Source organism: Thermomonas sp., from assembly GCF_019104945.1.
Taxonomy (GTDB): Bacteria; Pseudomonadota; Gammaproteobacteria; order Xanthomonadales; family Xanthomonadaceae; genus Thermomonas.
This window is the reverse complement of sequence record NZ_JAHRWW010000009.1, coordinates 34,491-50,684: the sequence shown is the minus strand read 5'-3', so window position 1 is coordinate 50,684 and position 16,194 is coordinate 34,491. Positions and strand designations below refer to the sequence as shown.

Here is a 16,194-nt window from a genome sequence, read left to right as displayed (position 1 = left end):
AGCATGGCGCTTCAACCGGCGGTTTGATCTGAAAGCACTTGTGCCGTGCTTGCTGCAAGCCGTTGTTCAAACTAAACCGTGCTCGGAGGCAGCTTTGCGTGATGCGCCAATATTCGTTGCTGAGGGTTCGTGCTAATCAGGCCGGGCGAAATAAAAGTGCAAGCGCAGAGGAAGTCGTTTGTGGGGGCGGAGTGGTGGCGGTATCCGTTGCCGGTATTTCCGCAATCAGTCTGTAAAGAATGTCTGTTGCTAGCGGCCCAGCGCGCAGCGCCATTCACTCCGAAGGGGTGACGTTAATGCAGCCTCTTCCCGTACGGCATTGGTTGGAGCCAGCAGAAGAAAATAGGCGGTTTCTTCTGTTAGATGGTGCACAGTGTGAGTCGCTAGATGAATTGCTCAAGCAACTTCATGGGATAGCTGATAGCGAAATTCAACTTTTCGATGGCTTATTGGCAGATGGATCTGGGAATGCATCGGTTTGGCTGCATCAATTGCAGGCTGGCGTTGATGTTGCGAATCTACTGGTCTGGCTTGGCGGTAAGGTAAAGAGTTTTGGTGCGTTAACGTTTATTGATACGGCACTGTCTGAGGGGGAGTTATCTCAGCGCTTGATGCGGCGTTTAGATGCGCGGTTTCCGAACGGTAAAGAGTTCCTTGCGCGGTTTTATGATGGCCGTGTATTGCCGTGGCTGGTTAATGTTATGACGCAAGAGCAGCGGAATGCCTTTCTTGGAATTGGTTGCGAATGGTGGTTTGTAACGCATGCGCACGTGTGGGATGTGTTGATACTTACTGCCCCGCAAGAGGATTTATACGACCCGCCGCTGCAACTCGACGACACGCAGCGAAGGCAGCTATTGGCTGATACTTATCCATATACATTGATTGATCACTTTCGACTGGTGGACGAAGACCTGCTTGATCGCGTGCCGCGTAATGATCAATACCGTTTCATACGGGGATGTATGCGGGTGGGTGAAAACTATGGGATTCATGATGGAAAGCGTGTGGTCATGATTTGCACGTGGGCACTACTGCTTGGAGAAGGGTTTCATCAGACGCCAGATTGGGTGTTGCGTTTGGAAGATTTTTTGGAAGGAAGACGAACTGCGCGCGATATTGGGAATGAAGTTTGGCCTGTCGTAGAAAGCTGGGATTGAATGCGAATTTGAGCGTTTTTTCGTGAGGTGTGTATGGATAAGAATACGAGTATGTGGCTAATTGCGGTGGCGCTGTTGGTGGGCGCTGGTTTGTTTGGCTGTACCAGCAATTCCGCCAAGGCAAAGAAGAAAGTGAATTATCTTTCATTGTTTGCGTTTAATTACACAGATCGTTCAATTTTGGACATTACAGTTGATGGGATGTGGCTTGGGGGGGCAAGTGCTTATACCAATGGGGGGAGTGCAATGGGACCGAAGCCGCCGCGAAACATGAATAAGCAACATACAATAAAGGTGCATTGGCGGCCTTCATCTCGCTATGATCTTAAAACAAATCGATATGTGAGGGGGGAAGTGCAGCCATCGCATGATGCGGTTGTTCCGATCAAGTTTCCGTACCCTGATAATCCAAGCGAATTGGTATTGCACTTTTACCCGGATGGGCATGTAGAGGCAGAAATGGTTGATTTGAGCGCTAATGTGTTTGATTTTAGGCGCTTCCCCGTTCCTGCTGAGCACAATTACAATAAATGAAATGGGGGCGGGTGAAATGGATTCCACTGAAATCCAAGGGCAGGTTGATCTGTTGCCGGGCGCGCAAGACCCTATTGCGGGTGCAGACTCGGCTGCAAGAACCGCGCGCTTAGCACGCGGTAGGCGTGCGCTAAGTGATGCAGAGCGACAGCAGCGACAAGAAGCGCAGGCGTGTAGCGTGGTAAATCAAGATGAAGCCGGTGCGGGGTGTACGCAGGTGCTGCACTTTGCTGTGTTTTTTGATGGGACGGGTAATAGCCGCGACGCAGAGATGAAAAAATCCCCCGATCAGCGGGCTTTGTCAAATATTGCGAGATTGCAGTTTTCGCATGCCGATGAAAAAAGCAATATAAGGAAAGCCTACATTCCAGGCGTTGGCACGTCTTTCCCTGATGTAGGGGATAACGGCGGTATGTTGGGGCTTGCAATTGGGAAAGGGGGGCGCGACCGTATTAAATATACCTTAGATGAGCTTGATAAGCTGATTGATAAGCAATCTGTCAAAAAAATACTTTTAATCAATGTGTCTATATTCGGGTTTTCGCGCGGTGCAGCGCAGGCGCGTGCGTTTGCACGTGATTTGGCGGCGCGCTGTAAGGCGGCTTCGGATGGCACTTGGCACTATCGTGACATCCCGCTACGCATCATTTTTTCAGGCATTTTCGATACTGTATGTTCGGTGTGGAGCAATTTGGCGGCAGCTACATTCAATGCCCATGACGGCCATAGCGATTGGGCGCACGATATGCGGCTTCCGCCGATGGTAGAGCAGAGCGTGCATATGACGGCGGCGCATGAATTGCGTAAACAATTTCCGCTTGACTCCACGCGCGATGGCGGGCGATACCCTGCAAATACCGTGGAAATCTGGTACCCAGGTGTGCACTCGGATGTAGGCGGCGGCTATGACCCCAACCACCAAGGGCGCAAAAACAGCATCGCGCGCTTCGCGCTAAACGAAATGTATGATATGGCTGCCGCTGCTGGAGTCTTGTTGCAGCCTATTGATGCACTTGATCCTGAAGTTAAAGATGAGTTTGATAAAACCGACGATAATCTTCAGGCTGCGTACAATGGATATTTGCAAAGCGTGCGCCGCAAGCAGGGACGACTTGAGTTAGTACAAGCCGCCCATATGGAGCTTTTGCATCGTTGGCTGAAAGTGCGTGTTGAAAAAGGTGACGATCTGCAGTCTATTCAAAACCTTCGTAGCCGAGAGGCTGCATTAGAGGCGGAGCTGAAGACACTTTACAGTAAACGGCGCGGTCTGAAAGACCCTTATCAAAGCCACACTTATGGATCTGCAACAACAGAGGAAGTTGAAGAGTGGAATGCCGTTGATGGCGCAATTCGCAGCCGAAGGAATGCGTTGTCTGAAGTTTCTACGCAGCGCAAGGGCTTGCAGCGTGAGACTAGTGCACTTAAACGAAAAATGGCTGCTTTGCGGCAGAAGCAAGTGCGAGGCGGGCGGTTGGCAATGTATGAGCAAGTGATGTTGGATGCTTGGAATAACCCTGAGCCGCTGCCGGAGACGGTTGCTCAATTTTTTGATGGCTATGGGCATGATTCGATATCGCATTGGTTCAGCGGAAACTTGGCGAAGTGGCGAACGATTTATTTTGGAGATATCAAGTACAAACCGGATGGTGGCGATGACATGCTGGAAGAGGATGTAAATCAGCAAGTTGCTGCAATCGCTGTCTAGGAGCGTCATCAACCCTGAATGAACGCATCACTCCCTCACGATGCTTACAATGGAGCCTGCCTTTCGATTGTGAGTGTTGCCATGAAATCTCGTGCCGCCGTTGCGTTTGCTGCAGGCCAACCGCTTCAGATCGTTGAAATCGACGTGGCGCCGCCGAAGGCGGGCGAAGTGTTGATCAAGGTCAGCCATACCGGCGTGTGCCATACCGATGCGTTTACGCTGAGTGGTGATGACCCGGAAGGCTTGTTCCCCGTTGTGCTTGGGCATGAAGGTGCGGGCGTGGTGGTTGAGGTAGGGGAAGGGGTTACCAGTGTGAAGCCGGGTGATCACGTGATCCCGCTGTACACCGCCGAGTGCGGTGAGTGCTTGTTCTGCAAGTCGGGCAAAACCAATCTGTGTACGTCGGTGCGCGCTACCCAAGGCAAAGGTGTGATGCCCGATGGCACCACGCGCTTTAGCTACAACGGCCAGCCGCTGTATCACTACATGGGCTGTTCGACCTTTTCCGAATACACCGTGGTTGCAGAAGTGTCATTGGCGAAAATTAACCCCGAAGCCAACCATGAGCAGGTGTGTTTGCTGGGCTGCGGTGTAACCACGGGCTTGGGTGCGGTGAAAAATACGGCCAAAGTGCAGGAAGGCGATACGGTGGCCGTGTTTGGTCTTGGCGGTATTGGGCTGGCAGTGATTCAGGGGGCGCGTAAAGCCAAGGCTGGGCGCATTATTGCGATCGACCGCAATGTGTCGAAGTTTGAAAAAGCTAAAGCAATGGGGGCCACCGATTGCGTGAACCCGAATGATTATGAGCAACCCATCCAGCAGGTCATCATCGAAATGACCGGCTGGGGTGTGGACCATAGTTTCGAGTGCATTGGTAACGTCAACGTGATGCGCGCGGCGCTGGAATGTGCGCACCGTGGCTGGGGGCAAAGCGTGATTATTGGCGTGGCCGGTGCGGGGCAGGAAATTTCCACGCGTCCGTTCCAGCTCGTTACTGGGCGTAAGTGGATGGGTACGGCGTTTGGTGGCGTCAAAGGGCGCAGCCAGCTGCCGGGGATGGTGGAAGAGGCGATGCGCGGCGAGATCGAGCTTGCGCCGTTTGTGACGCATACGCTGCCGTTAGAGCAGATCAACGATGCGTTTGAACTGATGCACGATGGGCACTCCATCCGCACTGTGGTGCATTACTAATGCAGCGGCTTGAACACCGCGCCTGCTTTGGTGGTTGGCAGGATGTGTATCAGCACACCTCGCAAACACTTGGCTGTGAGATGCGTTTTGCTGTTTACCTTCCGCCGCAGGCACTGCAAGGGCCGGTGCCGGTGCTGTATTGGCTCTCCGGGTTGACGTGCACAGAACAAAACTTCATCACTAAGGCCGGGGCGCAACGCTATGCAGCCGAGCACGGGGTTGCGATTGTTGTCCCTGACACTAGCCCGCGCGGCGAGGCGGTGCCCGATGCTGAGGGTTATGACTTAGGCCAAGGCGCTGGGTTTTATTTGAACGCGACGCGCTTGCCGTGGGCGCGCCATTACCGCATGTTTGATTACATTGCGCATGAGCTTCCGGCGCTGATAGAAGCGCACTTTTCGGTGACGCAATCGCGTGCGATCAGCGGGCATTCGATGGGTGGGCACGGCGCGCTGGTATTGGCACTGCGCAACCCCGGGCGCTATCGCAGCGTGTCAGCGTTTTCGCCCATCGTGGCACCTAGTCAGGTGCCGTGGGGTGAAAAGGCGTTTGCCGCTTATTTGGGTGAAGATCGCGAGGTGTGGAAGTTGTATGACGCTTGCGAACTGGTGGGGCAGGCCAAAGAGCGATTACCAATACTGATCGACCAAGGCATGGATGATGAGTTTTTGACCGCACAGCTGCGGCCTGAACTTTTTCAAGCAGCGTGTGATGCGGCAAGGCAGCCGCTATACCTGCGTATGCAGCCTGGCTACGACCACAGCTATTACTTCATCGCCAGCTTCATTGGCGAGCATATTGCGCATCATGCGCAGGCATTGCTAGCTGGCGTTGGGGATAGGTAGAAATCGGTATAAGCAAAGCGGTTGTCGCGGAGAATCTGCTCGCCTTGTGTGAGTGAAAGCGCGTGATTAAACATCGGGCCATTGGTAATACAGGTGTGGAATTCGCCGTTTTCACCGCAAGGATCCACGCTTGCGGGAAGTGCGTCCAAAAGAGCGGTATCAAATTGGCGGCCAGAAAAGCTTGGGGTCAGCTGCGTGCTATCCACGCAGCAAAGCCGCGTCTCAACGCCGCTGCTCACCATTTCACGCGCTAGCTGCGTGGTGTCTTGCCCGAAAATGGGGAATACAGCCTGCCAACCCAAGCGTTCGCACAGCGCTTCGCGCCAGCGTTTGACGTCTTCCAGCAAAAGATCGCCATAGGCAATATGGGAAAGATTGGGCCAGCGTGCTTTAGCGCGCTGCAGGGCCTCTGCAAATGCAGCTTCATAACCCGCGTTATCAGTTTTTTGCGGGATATAGGATTCAATAACCGGCAGCCCCACTGCTTCGGCTTGCGCGTGCAAAACGTCGCGGCGAATGCCTTGCATCGAGATGCGGTCAAAGCCTTCTGTGAGTGTAGTGAATAAGCCTACGACTACAAAAACACCCTGCTGGCGAAGGGTGTGTAGCGTCCACGCGGCGTCTTTTCCGCCGCTCCAAGACAGTAGTATCGGTTGCATCAAAATACTTATGCGGCGCTGACGTCGCGCAGCTGCCAGTGGTTGCCTGCAAGCAGGGCAAGACGGTGGCGCAGCACAGCGGATGACAGGCGGGTAATAACGGTGAGGTCGATATGCAGGTCTTCCTGCATGCCGCTGACGCTGGCGGAAGTGTCGCTGGCGCTAAGCGCTGGGTCCACCGTGCCGGGTTCTTCCTGCTTTTCTAACCAACGCGCAAACAGGGCGTCACTGCGCAGTGCGTGCTGTAATTCTTCGGCGATGCCCTCGGCACCCTGCGAACGAAAGCTCAGGCTGGCGTCTTCGCCGCGTGCATTACTTGGGTTAGGAAGGCGGATCAGGTAGCGAGTAGCCATGCAAACTCCATATGAGGCCTGCTCTTAGGCTACCCGGTTACGGGCGTTTCGTCATGCCCTAGCTGAAATTATGCGGGCTTGCGGCAAACGAAAGTACGAGTGCGCCTTTGCCCACGTTGACCATGCCCGAAAGACCCATAAAGCCTTCATAGACTTCGATGTGGCGATCTGCGCAAACACTGCGGAGCTGGGTGTATCCGGGAAGGTCTTGTAGCTCGCTCAGCGGGCCGCCGTAGGCGATATTGAGCGCAGGGGTCAGCAGGCCAGCAGCGATACGTTTTTCGGTGAATTCAAACAGTTTTTGGCAGGCGGGCAAAAATCCACGCGCTTTGCCAACGGGGCCGGTTTCACCACGATTGCAGTGCAAGATTGGCTTGATATCTAAGGCGCTACCCAGCGCGGCGCTCAAGAAACTGACACTTTTATCGCCGCGTTTTTTAATGCGGTTGCGTAGGTAATGCAGGTCGGGCGGCACCATGTAACTGTGCGTGTTGCTGACCAAGCTATCGAGGTGGGCGCGAATCTTGGGTGGCGTTTCATCGGCGGCGCGCAGGCGCACGGCTTCGATAACGGGAATACCTACCCCGGTAAATACGTTTTGGCTGTCGATCACACGCAGCATAAACGGCGTGTTGTTGCCGGATTCGGCGCGCACGGTCTTATATTCATTGAGGATGGTGTAGCTGGCCTGCACCGCGTTGTCGTGAATACCGCTACGCGAGCTGGCGGTGGTAATACAGAAGACGTAATCGTAGTCGTGCACCAGCTTGCTTAAAAATAAATCATGCACCTGTTGCACGGTATAGGGCGTGGTCTCGGCTTCAAACGCACGTGCGCCAGTTTCCCCAGTGAGGAAGTTCATGGTGGCGTCTTCATTGCGCACGTCAGCGAGCACGGCCTGGCCGATCTGTACCGTAACCGGCAAGATGGTGATGTTTTCCTTCTCGATAAAGGAATTGGGCAGATCACAGGCTGAATCTGTGATGATTCCAATGCGCATCGTTCAACCTCCAATTACAGGCTAATGCACTGTAGCGCAGATTGTATGCGGGTACGTATGTAATCCTTTGCTTACGCAGAGTAGGTCACAAAATCGGGTTTTATTTCCCTGCCGTGGGGTAAGCGCGCGGTAACCCACCGTCGGTGGCCGATAGTTCGGGGGCAAGGTAGCGGTCACGCAGTTCGGTTTGGCGGCTTTGCATTGGAATGGCGCGGCCCCCCATCCATACCTTGCGTGCGGTATAGGCTACGTCGAGCGGGTCGCCATTCCACAGCACAAGGTCGGCGCGTTGGCCCACGGCAATTTGGTTGCCGATGGTGTCCTTCACTTCAAACGTGGTGGCAGGAACGGTGGTGAGCCCTGCGAGCGCGGCCTCCCAGGGTAGGCCGTTGGCAACGGCGTTGCCTGCCAATTGGCGAATTTTACGTGCGTTGTGCGAGGCGTCACCACTTTGGAAGAATGAGACTTTGACCCCGGCGGCGTTAAGGCGGGCGGCGTTTTCCATGGTGGCGGCCAAACTGTCGAAGTCGGCAGGTAGGTTGGCCAGCACGTCCACAAACACCGGTACGTTGGCGGCGGCAATCTGTGGTGCAACTTTCCACGCTTCGGCGCCTCCAATAATTGCGATGCGCACATCGCGCGCTTTCGCCCATTGCAGCAAGCGTTGGATATCGGATGCGCGTTGAATGCGTGCCATCACCCGGCCACCGCCACCGAAGTAGCGCGCAAGCGTGCTGCGTCCAGCGGGGGTGAGTAGTGCGAACTGCGAATCGGCAGCGATACGGCCACGGGTTTCGTCAATCAGCTGATCCAGCAGCATCCACTGCGCCGCACGTGAGCTGCCGCTTAGGTTGGCACCTTGCCCTCCCAGCGTAATGAAGAGCGCGCGTGGGCCCACGGCATCGAGGCTGCCGTCGAACCGAACGGCGCCGCCTTGGCCCGCAATGAACGAACCACCGGGGCGGCTGTCGGCGGAGAGGGCTGTCCAGCCGATGCCTTCTGTACGCGCCACCGGCACCAGAATGGAGCTGGGGTTATAGGCTTGGGTGACATCGAATTCGGGGCGCACGCGCATATCGGCGGCGTTGGCGCCTAGCGCCAGTGCGCTATCGACGGTGGACTCTTCGCCCGACACTTCTTCAACGCCAATGTCGGTGATGCCGCCGAAGAGGATCGGTGTTAGGGGCTGTTCGTTCGCATCGACAACGCTGGCCGCATCAGCGGAAAGACCGTGGCCAATCGCGGCGATGCGCCCGTTTTTGATCAAGACATCGGTGTTGCGCAGGGTGCCTTGGGTGCTCGCGGTATGCACGGTAGCGTTGCGAATCAATACGTCCTGCGCCGAGACAATACCGGTAGCAGCAAGGAGTGCAATGACAAGAGCAAGGCGCTTCATTTCACACCTCCTTGCAGCGTCTGGCCCAGCATAAAATCAGACCTCGGCTGGCGCGCTGGGTCACGGCGGTCGTAGAGGCGCGCGCCGTCGATGTACACCTGCTCGGCCTGCGCGTAGCTGCTGAACGGGTTGCCGTTCCACACCACGACATCGGCCATTTTTCCGGGTTGTAGCGTGCCGGTTTGATCACCAATGCCCATGGCCTTGGCCGGGTTGGCGGTGAGCCATTGAATGGCGTGTTCGGGCGCGATGCGCCAGCCCGCGCGTTCGGCGGCGGCCATGGCCTTGGCGGCCTCCTGATTCAAACGCTGGATGCCTTCTTCGGAATCGGAGTGGACGATGGCGCAGCTTCCCGGTGCACGATCCACCAGCGCGATATTCTCTTGAATGCCGTCAAAACTTTCCATTTTGAACCCCCACCAGTCGGCCCAAAGTGCCGCACAAACACCGTCTTTGGCCAAGCGGTTACTGAGCTTGTAGGCTTCAACGCCGTGATGGAAGGCGGCAATTTTGAAGCCGTATTCTTTGGCTAGATCAAGCATGGTGGCCATTTCATCGGCGCGGTAGCAGTGGATATGCACGCGGATATCGCCGTTGATCGCCGCCGCCAAGGTGTCGAGTTTGAGATCGCGCTTGGCCTCTGCATCCTTGCCGCCTGCTTTGCGCTTTTTCATGTAGTCGGCGGCATCGGCAAAGGCGGCGCGGTAACCAGCGACATTGCCCATGCGCGTGGATGGCCCGCCTTTTTGACCATAGACCCGTTTGGGGTTTTCCCCGCAGGCCATTTTCAGCCCCCAAGGCGCGCCGGGGAACTTCATGGCTTGATACGTGGTGGCGGGAATGTTTTTCAGGGTGACGCCGCGGCCGCCGATGAGGTTGGCGCTGCCCGGTAAGATTTGCAGTGAAGTCACGCCGCCCGCGAGCGCAGCCTGAAAACCGGGGTCTTGTGGCCATACCGAATGTTCGGCCCAGACGTTGGCCGTCACCGGCGCGGTAGCCTCGTTGCCGTCGCTATGCGCGCGCACGCTGGGGCTGGGGTAAACGCCCAAGTGTGAGTGAATGTCGATGATGCCGGGGGTGATCCACTTGCCCGTGGCATCCACACGCACAGCATCTGCAGTGGTTTCTAGCCCAGTACCCACCGCAACGATACGGCCATCGCGCAACAGCACGTCGGCGTTGTCTAGACGCGTACCGGTGCCTGTCAGTACCGTGGCATTGGTAAGCAAAACGGCTGGCGCGGCGACCCGTTGGTACGTGCTGGGGTAAGGGTCTGCTGCAAAGTTATAGGCTGTTGCAGGCGCAGCCGCCTTTTGTGGCGCACTGGCGCAGCCGACAAGCAGGGCGGCCGCAGCCGCCAATAATGTTGGTTTGAACATAAAACCCCAAGGTCCCCGCGAAGCGATATGCGCACCCTAACGAGATTGGCGCAGAACTTCTACATGCCCTTGGTCATGGGGGCTTTGGGGTTGTGTGGGGCGGCTTAGTAGCGCGCCACCGATGAATCAATATCGGCCCAAGCGTTGGTGCCACCGGCGATATTGAACACCTTGCTGAAACCGAGTGCGCGGAAGTGCTCGGCGGCTTGCTGACTGCGCCCACCGGCTTGGCAGAGGAAGGCCAGCGCGGTGTCTTTCGGCAGCGCTTCAAGTTCTTCCACGCCGTCATCGAAGTTGCGGCTGGGCACGGGGATCTGTGCCAGTGCACGCTCTTCAGCCGGGCGCACATCAACAATCGTGAGCTTGCCTTCGTTGACCTGCGTCTGCGCCTGCGCCGGGGTCAGCGTGCCGACTTTCGGCGGTGCATTGGGGTTATCAATGATCAAACCTTTACCGCGTGCGTCGTCGGCCCAGTCGATGGTCATGCCGCGGCCACGCTGGGCGCTGACCAGATCGAACTGGGCGCGGATGCCCGCAGATTCGCTGATGATGGCGTTGTCATCTTTCGGGGCCAACTGCAGGCGGGCATTGAAACCGCGATCAATTTCAATTTGCAGCGCGTAGTCGTCGCCGGCGTTGGCAAGCGCGGATTTCAGCATGTCCGCGGCGGCCGGGGTGATGGTGATACTCGGCGGGGTGCGGTCGGGTGCAGGCAATCCCAATGCGGTGTGCAGCTCGCCGCTGCCGGCCATTTGCGAAATGATATCGGCACCACCCACCAGCTCGCCACCGATATACAACTGCGGAATGGTCGGCCAGTCGCCATAAATTTTGATGCCTTCACGAATTTCCGGGTCGGCCAGCACGTTGACGTGCCCATAGGTGGCACCCGTGGTGTCTAGAGCGGCCACAGCCTTACCCGAGAAGCCGCACTGCGGTGCGTCCGGCGTACCTTTCAGGAATAGCACGACGTGGTTGGCGGAGAGGACGGATTCAATGCGAGCGCGCAGGGCGGGGTCAAGCGACATGGCGGAGCTTCCAAAAACAAATGAAGAGAACCGCCATTCTACGCTGTTGACTCTGGCAGGAGGCTGACCGGAGTCAAGCCACTGCGCTACGTGGCTTGGCTTCGGCACGGCGGGCGAGAACCCGGTCGATACGGACGAAGACTTCCCGTAGCATTTCGGCTTCGGGCAGCAGCGTAACCCGAAAGTGGTCGCGGTAGGGCACGTTGAAGCTGGTGCCGGGGACGATCAACACGTCTTCCTGCTCCAGCATTTCCAGCGCGAATGCGTGGTCGTCGAAGTCTCGCGCAGCCGCACCGACCACGCGCGGGAAGCCGTACAGCGCACCGACGGGCGGTGCCAAGGATAAGTGTTCGCTGCTGGCACAGCTTTCGATCAGGGCGCGACGGGTTTCATACAAGCGCCCGCCGGGGGCAGTGAGTGTGCTAATGGTGTCGGTGCCGTGCAGTGCTTGTTCAATGGCAAATTGCCCGGGCACATTGGCGCACAGGCGGAGCGCGCCGAGTAGATCAAGCGCGTGGTGGTAGTCGCCGCAGGCTAGTGGGTCACCACTCAATACCGCCCAGCCCACGCGCCAGCCGCAGGCGCGGTGTACTTTCGAAAGCCCGCCGAAGCTCATGCAAGGCAGATCGCCTGCCAAGGGAGCCACCGGCTGGAACTTAGCGTCGTCATACAAAATGCCATCGTAAATTTCATCCACCAATAGCAGTAGGCGATAACGCTGCGCAATTTCGACAATGCGCTCTAGCAGTGCGCGCGGGTAGTTGGCGCCAGTGGGGTTGTTTGGGTTGATCAGCACGATCGCACGGGTACGCGAGGACACCAGCGATTCGATCTGCTCGGGATCAGGCAGGAAGCCGTTGTCACGGTCGCATTTGTAATACACCGGGCGGCCGTCGTTCAAAATAGTGGCCGCCGACCACAGTGGATAGTCTGGAGACGGTACCAGCACTTCCTCACCGGGGTTTAGCAGGGCGCGCAGGGAAATATCAATCAGTTCACTGACCCCGTTGCCCACAAATACACGCTCTGGTGCCGCGTTGGGCGTGCCGCGTTGCTTGTGAAATGCCGCAATTGCCTCGCGTGCTTCGGGCAAACCCTGCTGATGAGTGTATGGGTCGGTGTTGGCAATGCGCCCAGCGATGGCGTCTTGCAGGTGCTCGGGTGCACGAAACCCGAACGCACCGGGGTTGCCGATATTCAGCTTAATGAGCTTGCGCCCTTGCCCCTCCAACTCACGCGCTCGCCGTGCCAACTCCCCGCGAATTTCATAGCGAACCTCGGTGAGGCGGGAGCGGGTGGCGATTTTATTGCGGGGGTTGTAGGAAGGCATTGGAGCAGAATGATTGATAGCAGGGTGTTTAAGACTAGCGGAAAAACACTGGGTTACGCAGCTAATTCTTCTGAATTTTGATCCGCCGTATTCTGCCGAACATCCTGCACGATCTTCCCACCTTGCATCACCAGCACGCGGTCGGCACTGGCAATGGTCTCGGGCCGGTGCGCCACGATCACCTTGGTCACCTCTAACTGCTTCACCGCCGCATTAACAAGGTGCTCATTAGCAACATCCAAGTGGCTGGTGGCTTCGTCAAGGAATAACAGCTTGGGGTTTCTGTACAGCGCCCGCGCCAAGATCACCCGCTGCTTTTGCCCGCCGGACAGGCTGCTGCCCATATCGCCAATCAGGCTGTGGTAGCCCATTGGCATTGTTGTAATTTCGTCGTGAATGGCCGCCATGCGCGCCGCCTGTTCCACCCGCGCTTGGTCTACTTGGGGATCGAAGAAGCTGATGTTGTCGGCAAGGCTGCCACCGAATAGCTGGTCATCTTGCATCACCGCCCCTACGATTTTGCGCAGATTGGCTGGGCCTGTTTTATGCAAATCGTGTCCGCCGATGCGGATGCTGCCTTCATTGGGTTTGAGCAGCCCCAGCAAGAGTTTGACCAAGGTGGTCTTGCCGCACCCCGACGCCCCCACAATAGCCACGGCGTCGCCTGCTTCAATCTGAAAACTCAGCCCCTTGAGCACCCAAGGCTCACCGTCGGCATAGCGAAAACCGAGGCTCTCCACTTCGATAGACGCCTCCTCCGGCGCGGGCAGCTCCGGCCGTAGCTCTGCGTCCTCTGGCGGCGTTAGCACAATGTCGGCCAAGCGTTCTCCGTGCAGGCGCAGCATGCGGAACTCGATGCCTTTGTCGATCAATGCCCCCATACGCTGGGCAAACTGGTCTTTGTAGGCCAAAAAAGCAATCAGCATGCCCACCGAAAACACGTTTTGCAGCGCCAGCAGCGCGCCGATCCAGATCACGGCGATGCGCTCAACCCCAAACACCAGTTGGCTGGCGCTATTAAAACCCAACCCCATCTGGGCGATGCGCACGTCTTGGTTGACGGTGTCCACCATCAGATTGTCGTAGGTGGAACGGCGCAACCCTTCTGCACCGGCCACCTTGACGCTCTGCATGCCGCGCAGCGATTCCAATAAGTGGGTTTGTTGTTTGGCCGCAGCAACCAATTGCTTTTCGGTGCCATCGCGTAAGGGCCGGTACGCCACAAGACGGATACCGGCGTACAGAGCCACCGCCAGTAGCGTGACCAGCGCCAGCTTCCAGCTATAGACCAGCATCAGGCCAAACGTCACCACCGCCATCAAGCCATCAATCAGAGCTTCGACAAAGCTCGTGGTCAAGGTGCGCTGAATCGCCTGCACCGAGGCCATGCGTGAGGTGATATCGCCCAAATGGCGTTTCTCGAAAAACTCCAGCGGTAGCCGCAGCGCATGGGCAAACACATTGCCCATCCATTGCAGACCCAACCGGGACGACAGATACACCACCGACCAGCCGCGCAGCAGGCCGATACCGATCTGCAACAGCAGCGCCAACCCGAAGCCCAGCCCCAGCACTGTCAATAAGTTCTTGTCGGCGGAGATCAAGACCTGATCCACCACCCATTGCATGAAGAATGGGGCCAACACCACGAACACTTGCAAGGCCAGTGACAGCAGCAGAAGCTGTGCCAGCGTCCGCCACAGACCGGTGATGCGCCCGGTCAATTGGCGCACTGAAATGGTAGGTGCGGCTTTACGCGGCTTGAATGCGTGACTGGGCGTTAGCTCTAACGCCACACCGGTGAAGTGGTCAGAAACTTCAGACAACGAGAGCCTGCGCTCACCGATCGCAGGGTCAAGAAGCGTGACTTTGGATTTACCGACCTTGGTCAGCACCACGAAGTGGTTGAAGTCCCAATGCAGGATGCAAGGCAATTGGAGTTTGCCCAAATCCTCCATATCCAACCGCAGCGGGCGGGTCTGGAAGCCCAGCGATTGGGCAATATGGATGAGTTGGTTGAGCTTGGCCCCTTTAAGTGACAGCGGAAAACGCTGACGCAGTTCGGCCAGCGACAACCGCAGACCGTGCGCGCCTGCCACCATCGCGAGTGAGGCGAGACCGCATTCGGCGGATTCGGATTGGGTCAGCACGCTCATAAAGCAAGACCTAAATTGTTTCTCGAGTAATCAATATTATGGGTCAATAGAAATCGTATCGCTTTGTATCCCATTGATTAATCTGTTGAAATACTTTATGCCAAACACTCCCTTTGGTAAAAACAGGTGGCAGGTGTCTTGACTTCTTTCTATTACACAGCCGTCTGCAGGAATGCCAGACACCTCTTCCTGTGGAAATGCTTGAATCAAACAGGGCCATATATTCATGCAACCACCCGCAGAGACAAGCGAATCTTGTCGTGCACCATCTAGCTCAAGCCACGAAGTGCCAGGCTCGCCTCTTTCAGGGGTATCCGGAAAAAGCAGCATCAAATCGTAGTCGACCGAACCGAAAAATCTCCCTTTAGAGTCGCTCAACGCATAACCTTGCGAAGGATATTTTTCTACATCTTGACCATCGAAATGAAAACCGTAAGTGCGCGCTCGCAGCAGCTTTGTAGTATCTACGGTAAGCGGATCGATTCCAGTCATAGCCTTAAAGCGTGCAGCCATCATTCCCCCATGCACGGCACCGACTGGATTTTTAGCGATATGCCCAAATCCAGCGATCACCATGATTTTAGCCTCTTTGTCCGCCTTGAAAATACAAGCAATATTTTCAGCCTGTCTTTGCTCGCGCGCCTCTAGGCCATCATCAGAATCCGATGCATCCTCATAAGCTACCAGCTTAAATTTAAGGCGCAATGCCTCTCGAATTATTTCCCCAAAAATGGGTTCATTTAAATAAAAACCTGTCCCGCCAGTAGCATAGCCACGAGTGGGTAAGCGAGGGTCGTTAAGTAAGGAATTTGCACAGTTTTTTTCTTTATCCACGGGATATGTAGTGAGCCCCTCAAGCGCCAGGTAGCTATACCCTTCCTCGCGCAAAGGACGGAGTAGCGTATAAATAGCGGCGCGAGTCCGTGCAACTGCGTGAGCTTCATTTATGAAAACGGCACGTCTATCTTTTGCCAGCATGCGCACTACTTTGGCAGCCGGCACTGCATGTGAGTACCCATGCCCCAATGGATCTTTATTCAATTCAGGTAACGGATAAAAGCGATTAGCCGCTCCATAATCACCAGCAAAGCTTGCTACGGTGGCAAAATTTTCTCGAAAAGAACGGCTCGCTTCCTCTGGCCTGAAGCCATGACTGAAAGAATCTTTGACCTGCAAATAGGATTGCATATTAATTGGAAATACCTGGAGTTTTGGCATTAGGCACGATTCAGTTACGCATTCCTCCTCCATATCTTTCATGCCACCGAAACTAGCACAAGGAATCAAACAAATTCCCGCGACAAGCCAGAGTAGTAAGCTCCTGCAGTAGTTAATAGCCATCTGCACTCTCCTGTCTCTGCTTTTCTGGCACGAAAAGCGGGTAGAGCGTGCAAAACCCCTTATATGCTTGCAAGACTCGACACTCATCCATTTTATTTTGCTCTTGGATGGGCATTA

At 56.0% G+C, this 16,194-nt stretch carries 14 protein-coding genes and 1 pseudogene; 6 read left to right on the top strand and 9 right to left on the bottom strand.

What is annotated here, in order from left to right; translation table 11 throughout:
* From KUL77_RS02365 to fghA, 6 genes and pseudogenes are all read left to right on the top strand, one after another.
* Nucleotides 1-136 (top strand): annotated as a pseudogene (locus KUL77_RS02365) (IS1595 family transposase); the annotation flags it as partial.
* Nucleotides 137-296: 160 nt separating this feature from the next.
* Nucleotides 297-1,160, top strand: a complete 864-nt coding sequence (locus KUL77_RS02360; protein WP_297143102.1) for a DUF4123 domain-containing protein — start codon at nt 297-299, stop codon at nt 1,158-1,160.
* Between the two features lie 33 nt (nt 1,161-1,193).
* Nucleotides 1,194-1,694 carry a DUF3304 domain-containing protein gene (locus KUL77_RS02355; RefSeq protein WP_297143099.1) on the top strand — a complete coding sequence of 167 codons (501 nt, stop codon included), beginning with the start codon at nt 1,194-1,196 and terminating at the stop codon, nt 1,692-1,694.
* A 16-nt stretch (nt 1,695-1,710) separates the two neighbouring features.
* A complete protein-coding gene (locus KUL77_RS02350; protein WP_297143096.1) occupies nt 1,711-3,399 on the top strand; it encodes a DUF2235 domain-containing protein in 1,689 nt (562 codons plus the stop codon).
* Nucleotides 3,400-3,480: 81 nt separating this feature from the next.
* Entirely contained in the window at nt 3,481-4,590 is a 1,110-nt protein-coding gene (locus KUL77_RS02345) for an S-(hydroxymethyl)glutathione dehydrogenase/class III alcohol dehydrogenase (protein WP_297143093.1), read from the top strand.
* Nucleotides 4,590-5,435, top strand: a complete 846-nt coding sequence (fghA, locus tag KUL77_RS02340) for an S-formylglutathione hydrolase (RefSeq protein WP_297143090.1) — start codon at nt 4,590-4,592, stop codon at nt 5,433-5,435. The genes KUL77_RS02345 and fghA overlap by 1 nt, the downstream gene beginning before the upstream one ends.
* On the opposite strand, the gene KUL77_RS02335 is transcribed toward fghA, so the two are convergent.
* The 9 genes from KUL77_RS02335 to KUL77_RS02295 all read right to left on the bottom strand — a co-directional run bounded on the left by KUL77_RS02335 (nt 5,396) and on the right by KUL77_RS02295 (nt 16,077).
* Nucleotides 5,396-6,094, bottom strand: a complete 699-nt coding sequence (locus KUL77_RS02335) for an adenine nucleotide alpha hydrolase (RefSeq protein ID WP_297143088.1) — start codon at nt 6,092-6,094, stop codon at nt 5,396-5,398. The genes fghA and KUL77_RS02335 overlap by 40 nt on opposite strands.
* An 8-nt stretch (nt 6,095-6,102) precedes the next feature.
* Nucleotides 6,103-6,447 (bottom strand): hypothetical protein, encoded by a 345-nt coding sequence (locus tag KUL77_RS02330; RefSeq protein ID WP_297143086.1) that lies wholly within the window; start codon nt 6,445-6,447, stop codon nt 6,103-6,105.
* A 58-nt stretch (nt 6,448-6,505) separates the two neighbouring features.
* Entirely contained in the window at nt 6,506-7,447 is a 942-nt protein-coding gene (locus KUL77_RS02325; RefSeq protein WP_297143083.1) for a DegV family protein, read from the bottom strand.
* Between the two features lie 100 nt (nt 7,448-7,547).
* Nucleotides 7,548-8,843, bottom strand: coding sequence for an amidohydrolase family protein (locus KUL77_RS02320; protein WP_297143081.1), 1,296 nt, complete (start codon nt 8,841-8,843; stop codon nt 7,548-7,550).
* Nucleotides 8,840-10,222, bottom strand: coding sequence for an amidohydrolase (locus KUL77_RS02315; RefSeq protein ID WP_297143079.1), 1,383 nt, complete (start codon nt 10,220-10,222; stop codon nt 8,840-8,842). Before KUL77_RS02315 ends, KUL77_RS02320 begins: the two co-directional genes overlap by 4 nt.
* Nucleotides 10,223-10,326: 104 nt before the next feature.
* Nucleotides 10,327-11,250 carry a Grx4 family monothiol glutaredoxin gene (gene grxD, locus KUL77_RS02310; RefSeq protein WP_297143077.1) on the bottom strand — a complete coding sequence of 308 codons (924 nt, stop codon included), beginning with the start codon at nt 11,248-11,250 and terminating at the stop codon, nt 10,327-10,329.
* A 73-nt stretch (nt 11,251-11,323) separates the two neighbouring features.
* Nucleotides 11,324-12,580 carry an aminotransferase class I/II-fold pyridoxal phosphate-dependent enzyme gene (locus KUL77_RS02305; RefSeq protein ID WP_297143074.1) on the bottom strand — a complete coding sequence of 419 codons (1,257 nt, stop codon included), beginning with the start codon at nt 12,578-12,580 and terminating at the stop codon, nt 11,324-11,326.
* 53 nt (nt 12,581-12,633) lie between these two features.
* Entirely contained in the window at nt 12,634-14,736 is a 2,103-nt protein-coding gene (locus tag KUL77_RS02300) for a peptidase domain-containing ABC transporter (RefSeq protein ID WP_297143071.1), read from the bottom strand.
* A 36-nt stretch (nt 14,737-14,772) separates the two neighbouring features.
* Nucleotides 14,773-16,077 carry a hypothetical protein gene (locus tag KUL77_RS02295; protein WP_297143069.1) on the bottom strand — a complete coding sequence of 435 codons (1,305 nt, stop codon included), beginning with the start codon at nt 16,075-16,077 and terminating at the stop codon, nt 14,773-14,775.
* Nucleotides 16,078-16,194: the final 117 nt, after the last annotated feature.

What these genes read in the sequence shown, in the direction of transcription:
- KUL77_RS02360 (WP_297143102.1), top strand. Translation starts at nt 297, where the DNA reads ATGCAGCCTCTTCCCGTACGGCATTGGTTGGAGCCAGCAGAAGAAAAT.
- KUL77_RS02355 (WP_297143099.1), top strand. Translation starts at nt 1,194, where the DNA reads ATGGATAAGAATACGAGTATGTGGCTAATTGCGGTGGCGCTGTTGGTG.
- KUL77_RS02350 (WP_297143096.1), top strand. Translation starts at nt 1,711, where the DNA reads ATGGATTCCACTGAAATCCAAGGGCAGGTTGATCTGTTGCCGGGCGCG.
- KUL77_RS02345 (WP_297143093.1), top strand. Translation starts at nt 3,481, where the DNA reads ATGAAATCTCGTGCCGCCGTTGCGTTTGCTGCAGGCCAACCGCTTCAG.
- fghA (WP_297143090.1), top strand. Translation starts at nt 4,590, where the DNA reads ATGCAGCGGCTTGAACACCGCGCCTGCTTTGGTGGTTGGCAGGATGTG.
- KUL77_RS02335 (WP_297143088.1), bottom strand. Translation starts at nt 6,094, where the DNA reads ATGCAACCGATACTACTGTCTTGGAGCGGCGGAAAAGACGCCGCGTGG.
- KUL77_RS02330 (WP_297143086.1), bottom strand. Translation starts at nt 6,447, where the DNA reads ATGGCTACTCGCTACCTGATCCGCCTTCCTAACCCAAGTAATGCACGC.
- KUL77_RS02325 (WP_297143083.1), bottom strand. Translation starts at nt 7,447, where the DNA reads ATGCGCATTGGAATCATCACAGATTCAGCCTGTGATCTGCCCAATTCC.
- KUL77_RS02320 (WP_297143081.1), bottom strand. Translation starts at nt 8,843, where the DNA reads ATGAAGCGCCTTGCTCTTGTCATTGCACTCCTTGCTGCTACCGGTATT.
- KUL77_RS02315 (WP_297143079.1), bottom strand. Translation starts at nt 10,222, where the DNA reads ATGTTCAAACCAACATTATTGGCGGCTGCGGCCGCCCTGCTTGTCGGC.
- grxD (WP_297143077.1), bottom strand. Translation starts at nt 11,250, where the DNA reads ATGTCGCTTGACCCCGCCCTGCGCGCTCGCATTGAATCCGTCCTCTCC.
- KUL77_RS02305 (WP_297143074.1), bottom strand. Translation starts at nt 12,580, where the DNA reads ATGCCTTCCTACAACCCCCGCAATAAAATCGCCACCCGCTCCCGCCTC.
- KUL77_RS02300 (WP_297143071.1), bottom strand. Translation starts at nt 14,736, where the DNA reads ATGAGCGTGCTGACCCAATCCGAATCCGCCGAATGCGGTCTCGCCTCA.
- KUL77_RS02295 (WP_297143069.1), bottom strand. Translation starts at nt 16,077, where the DNA reads ATGGCTATTAACTACTGCAGGAGCTTACTACTCTGGCTTGTCGCGGGA.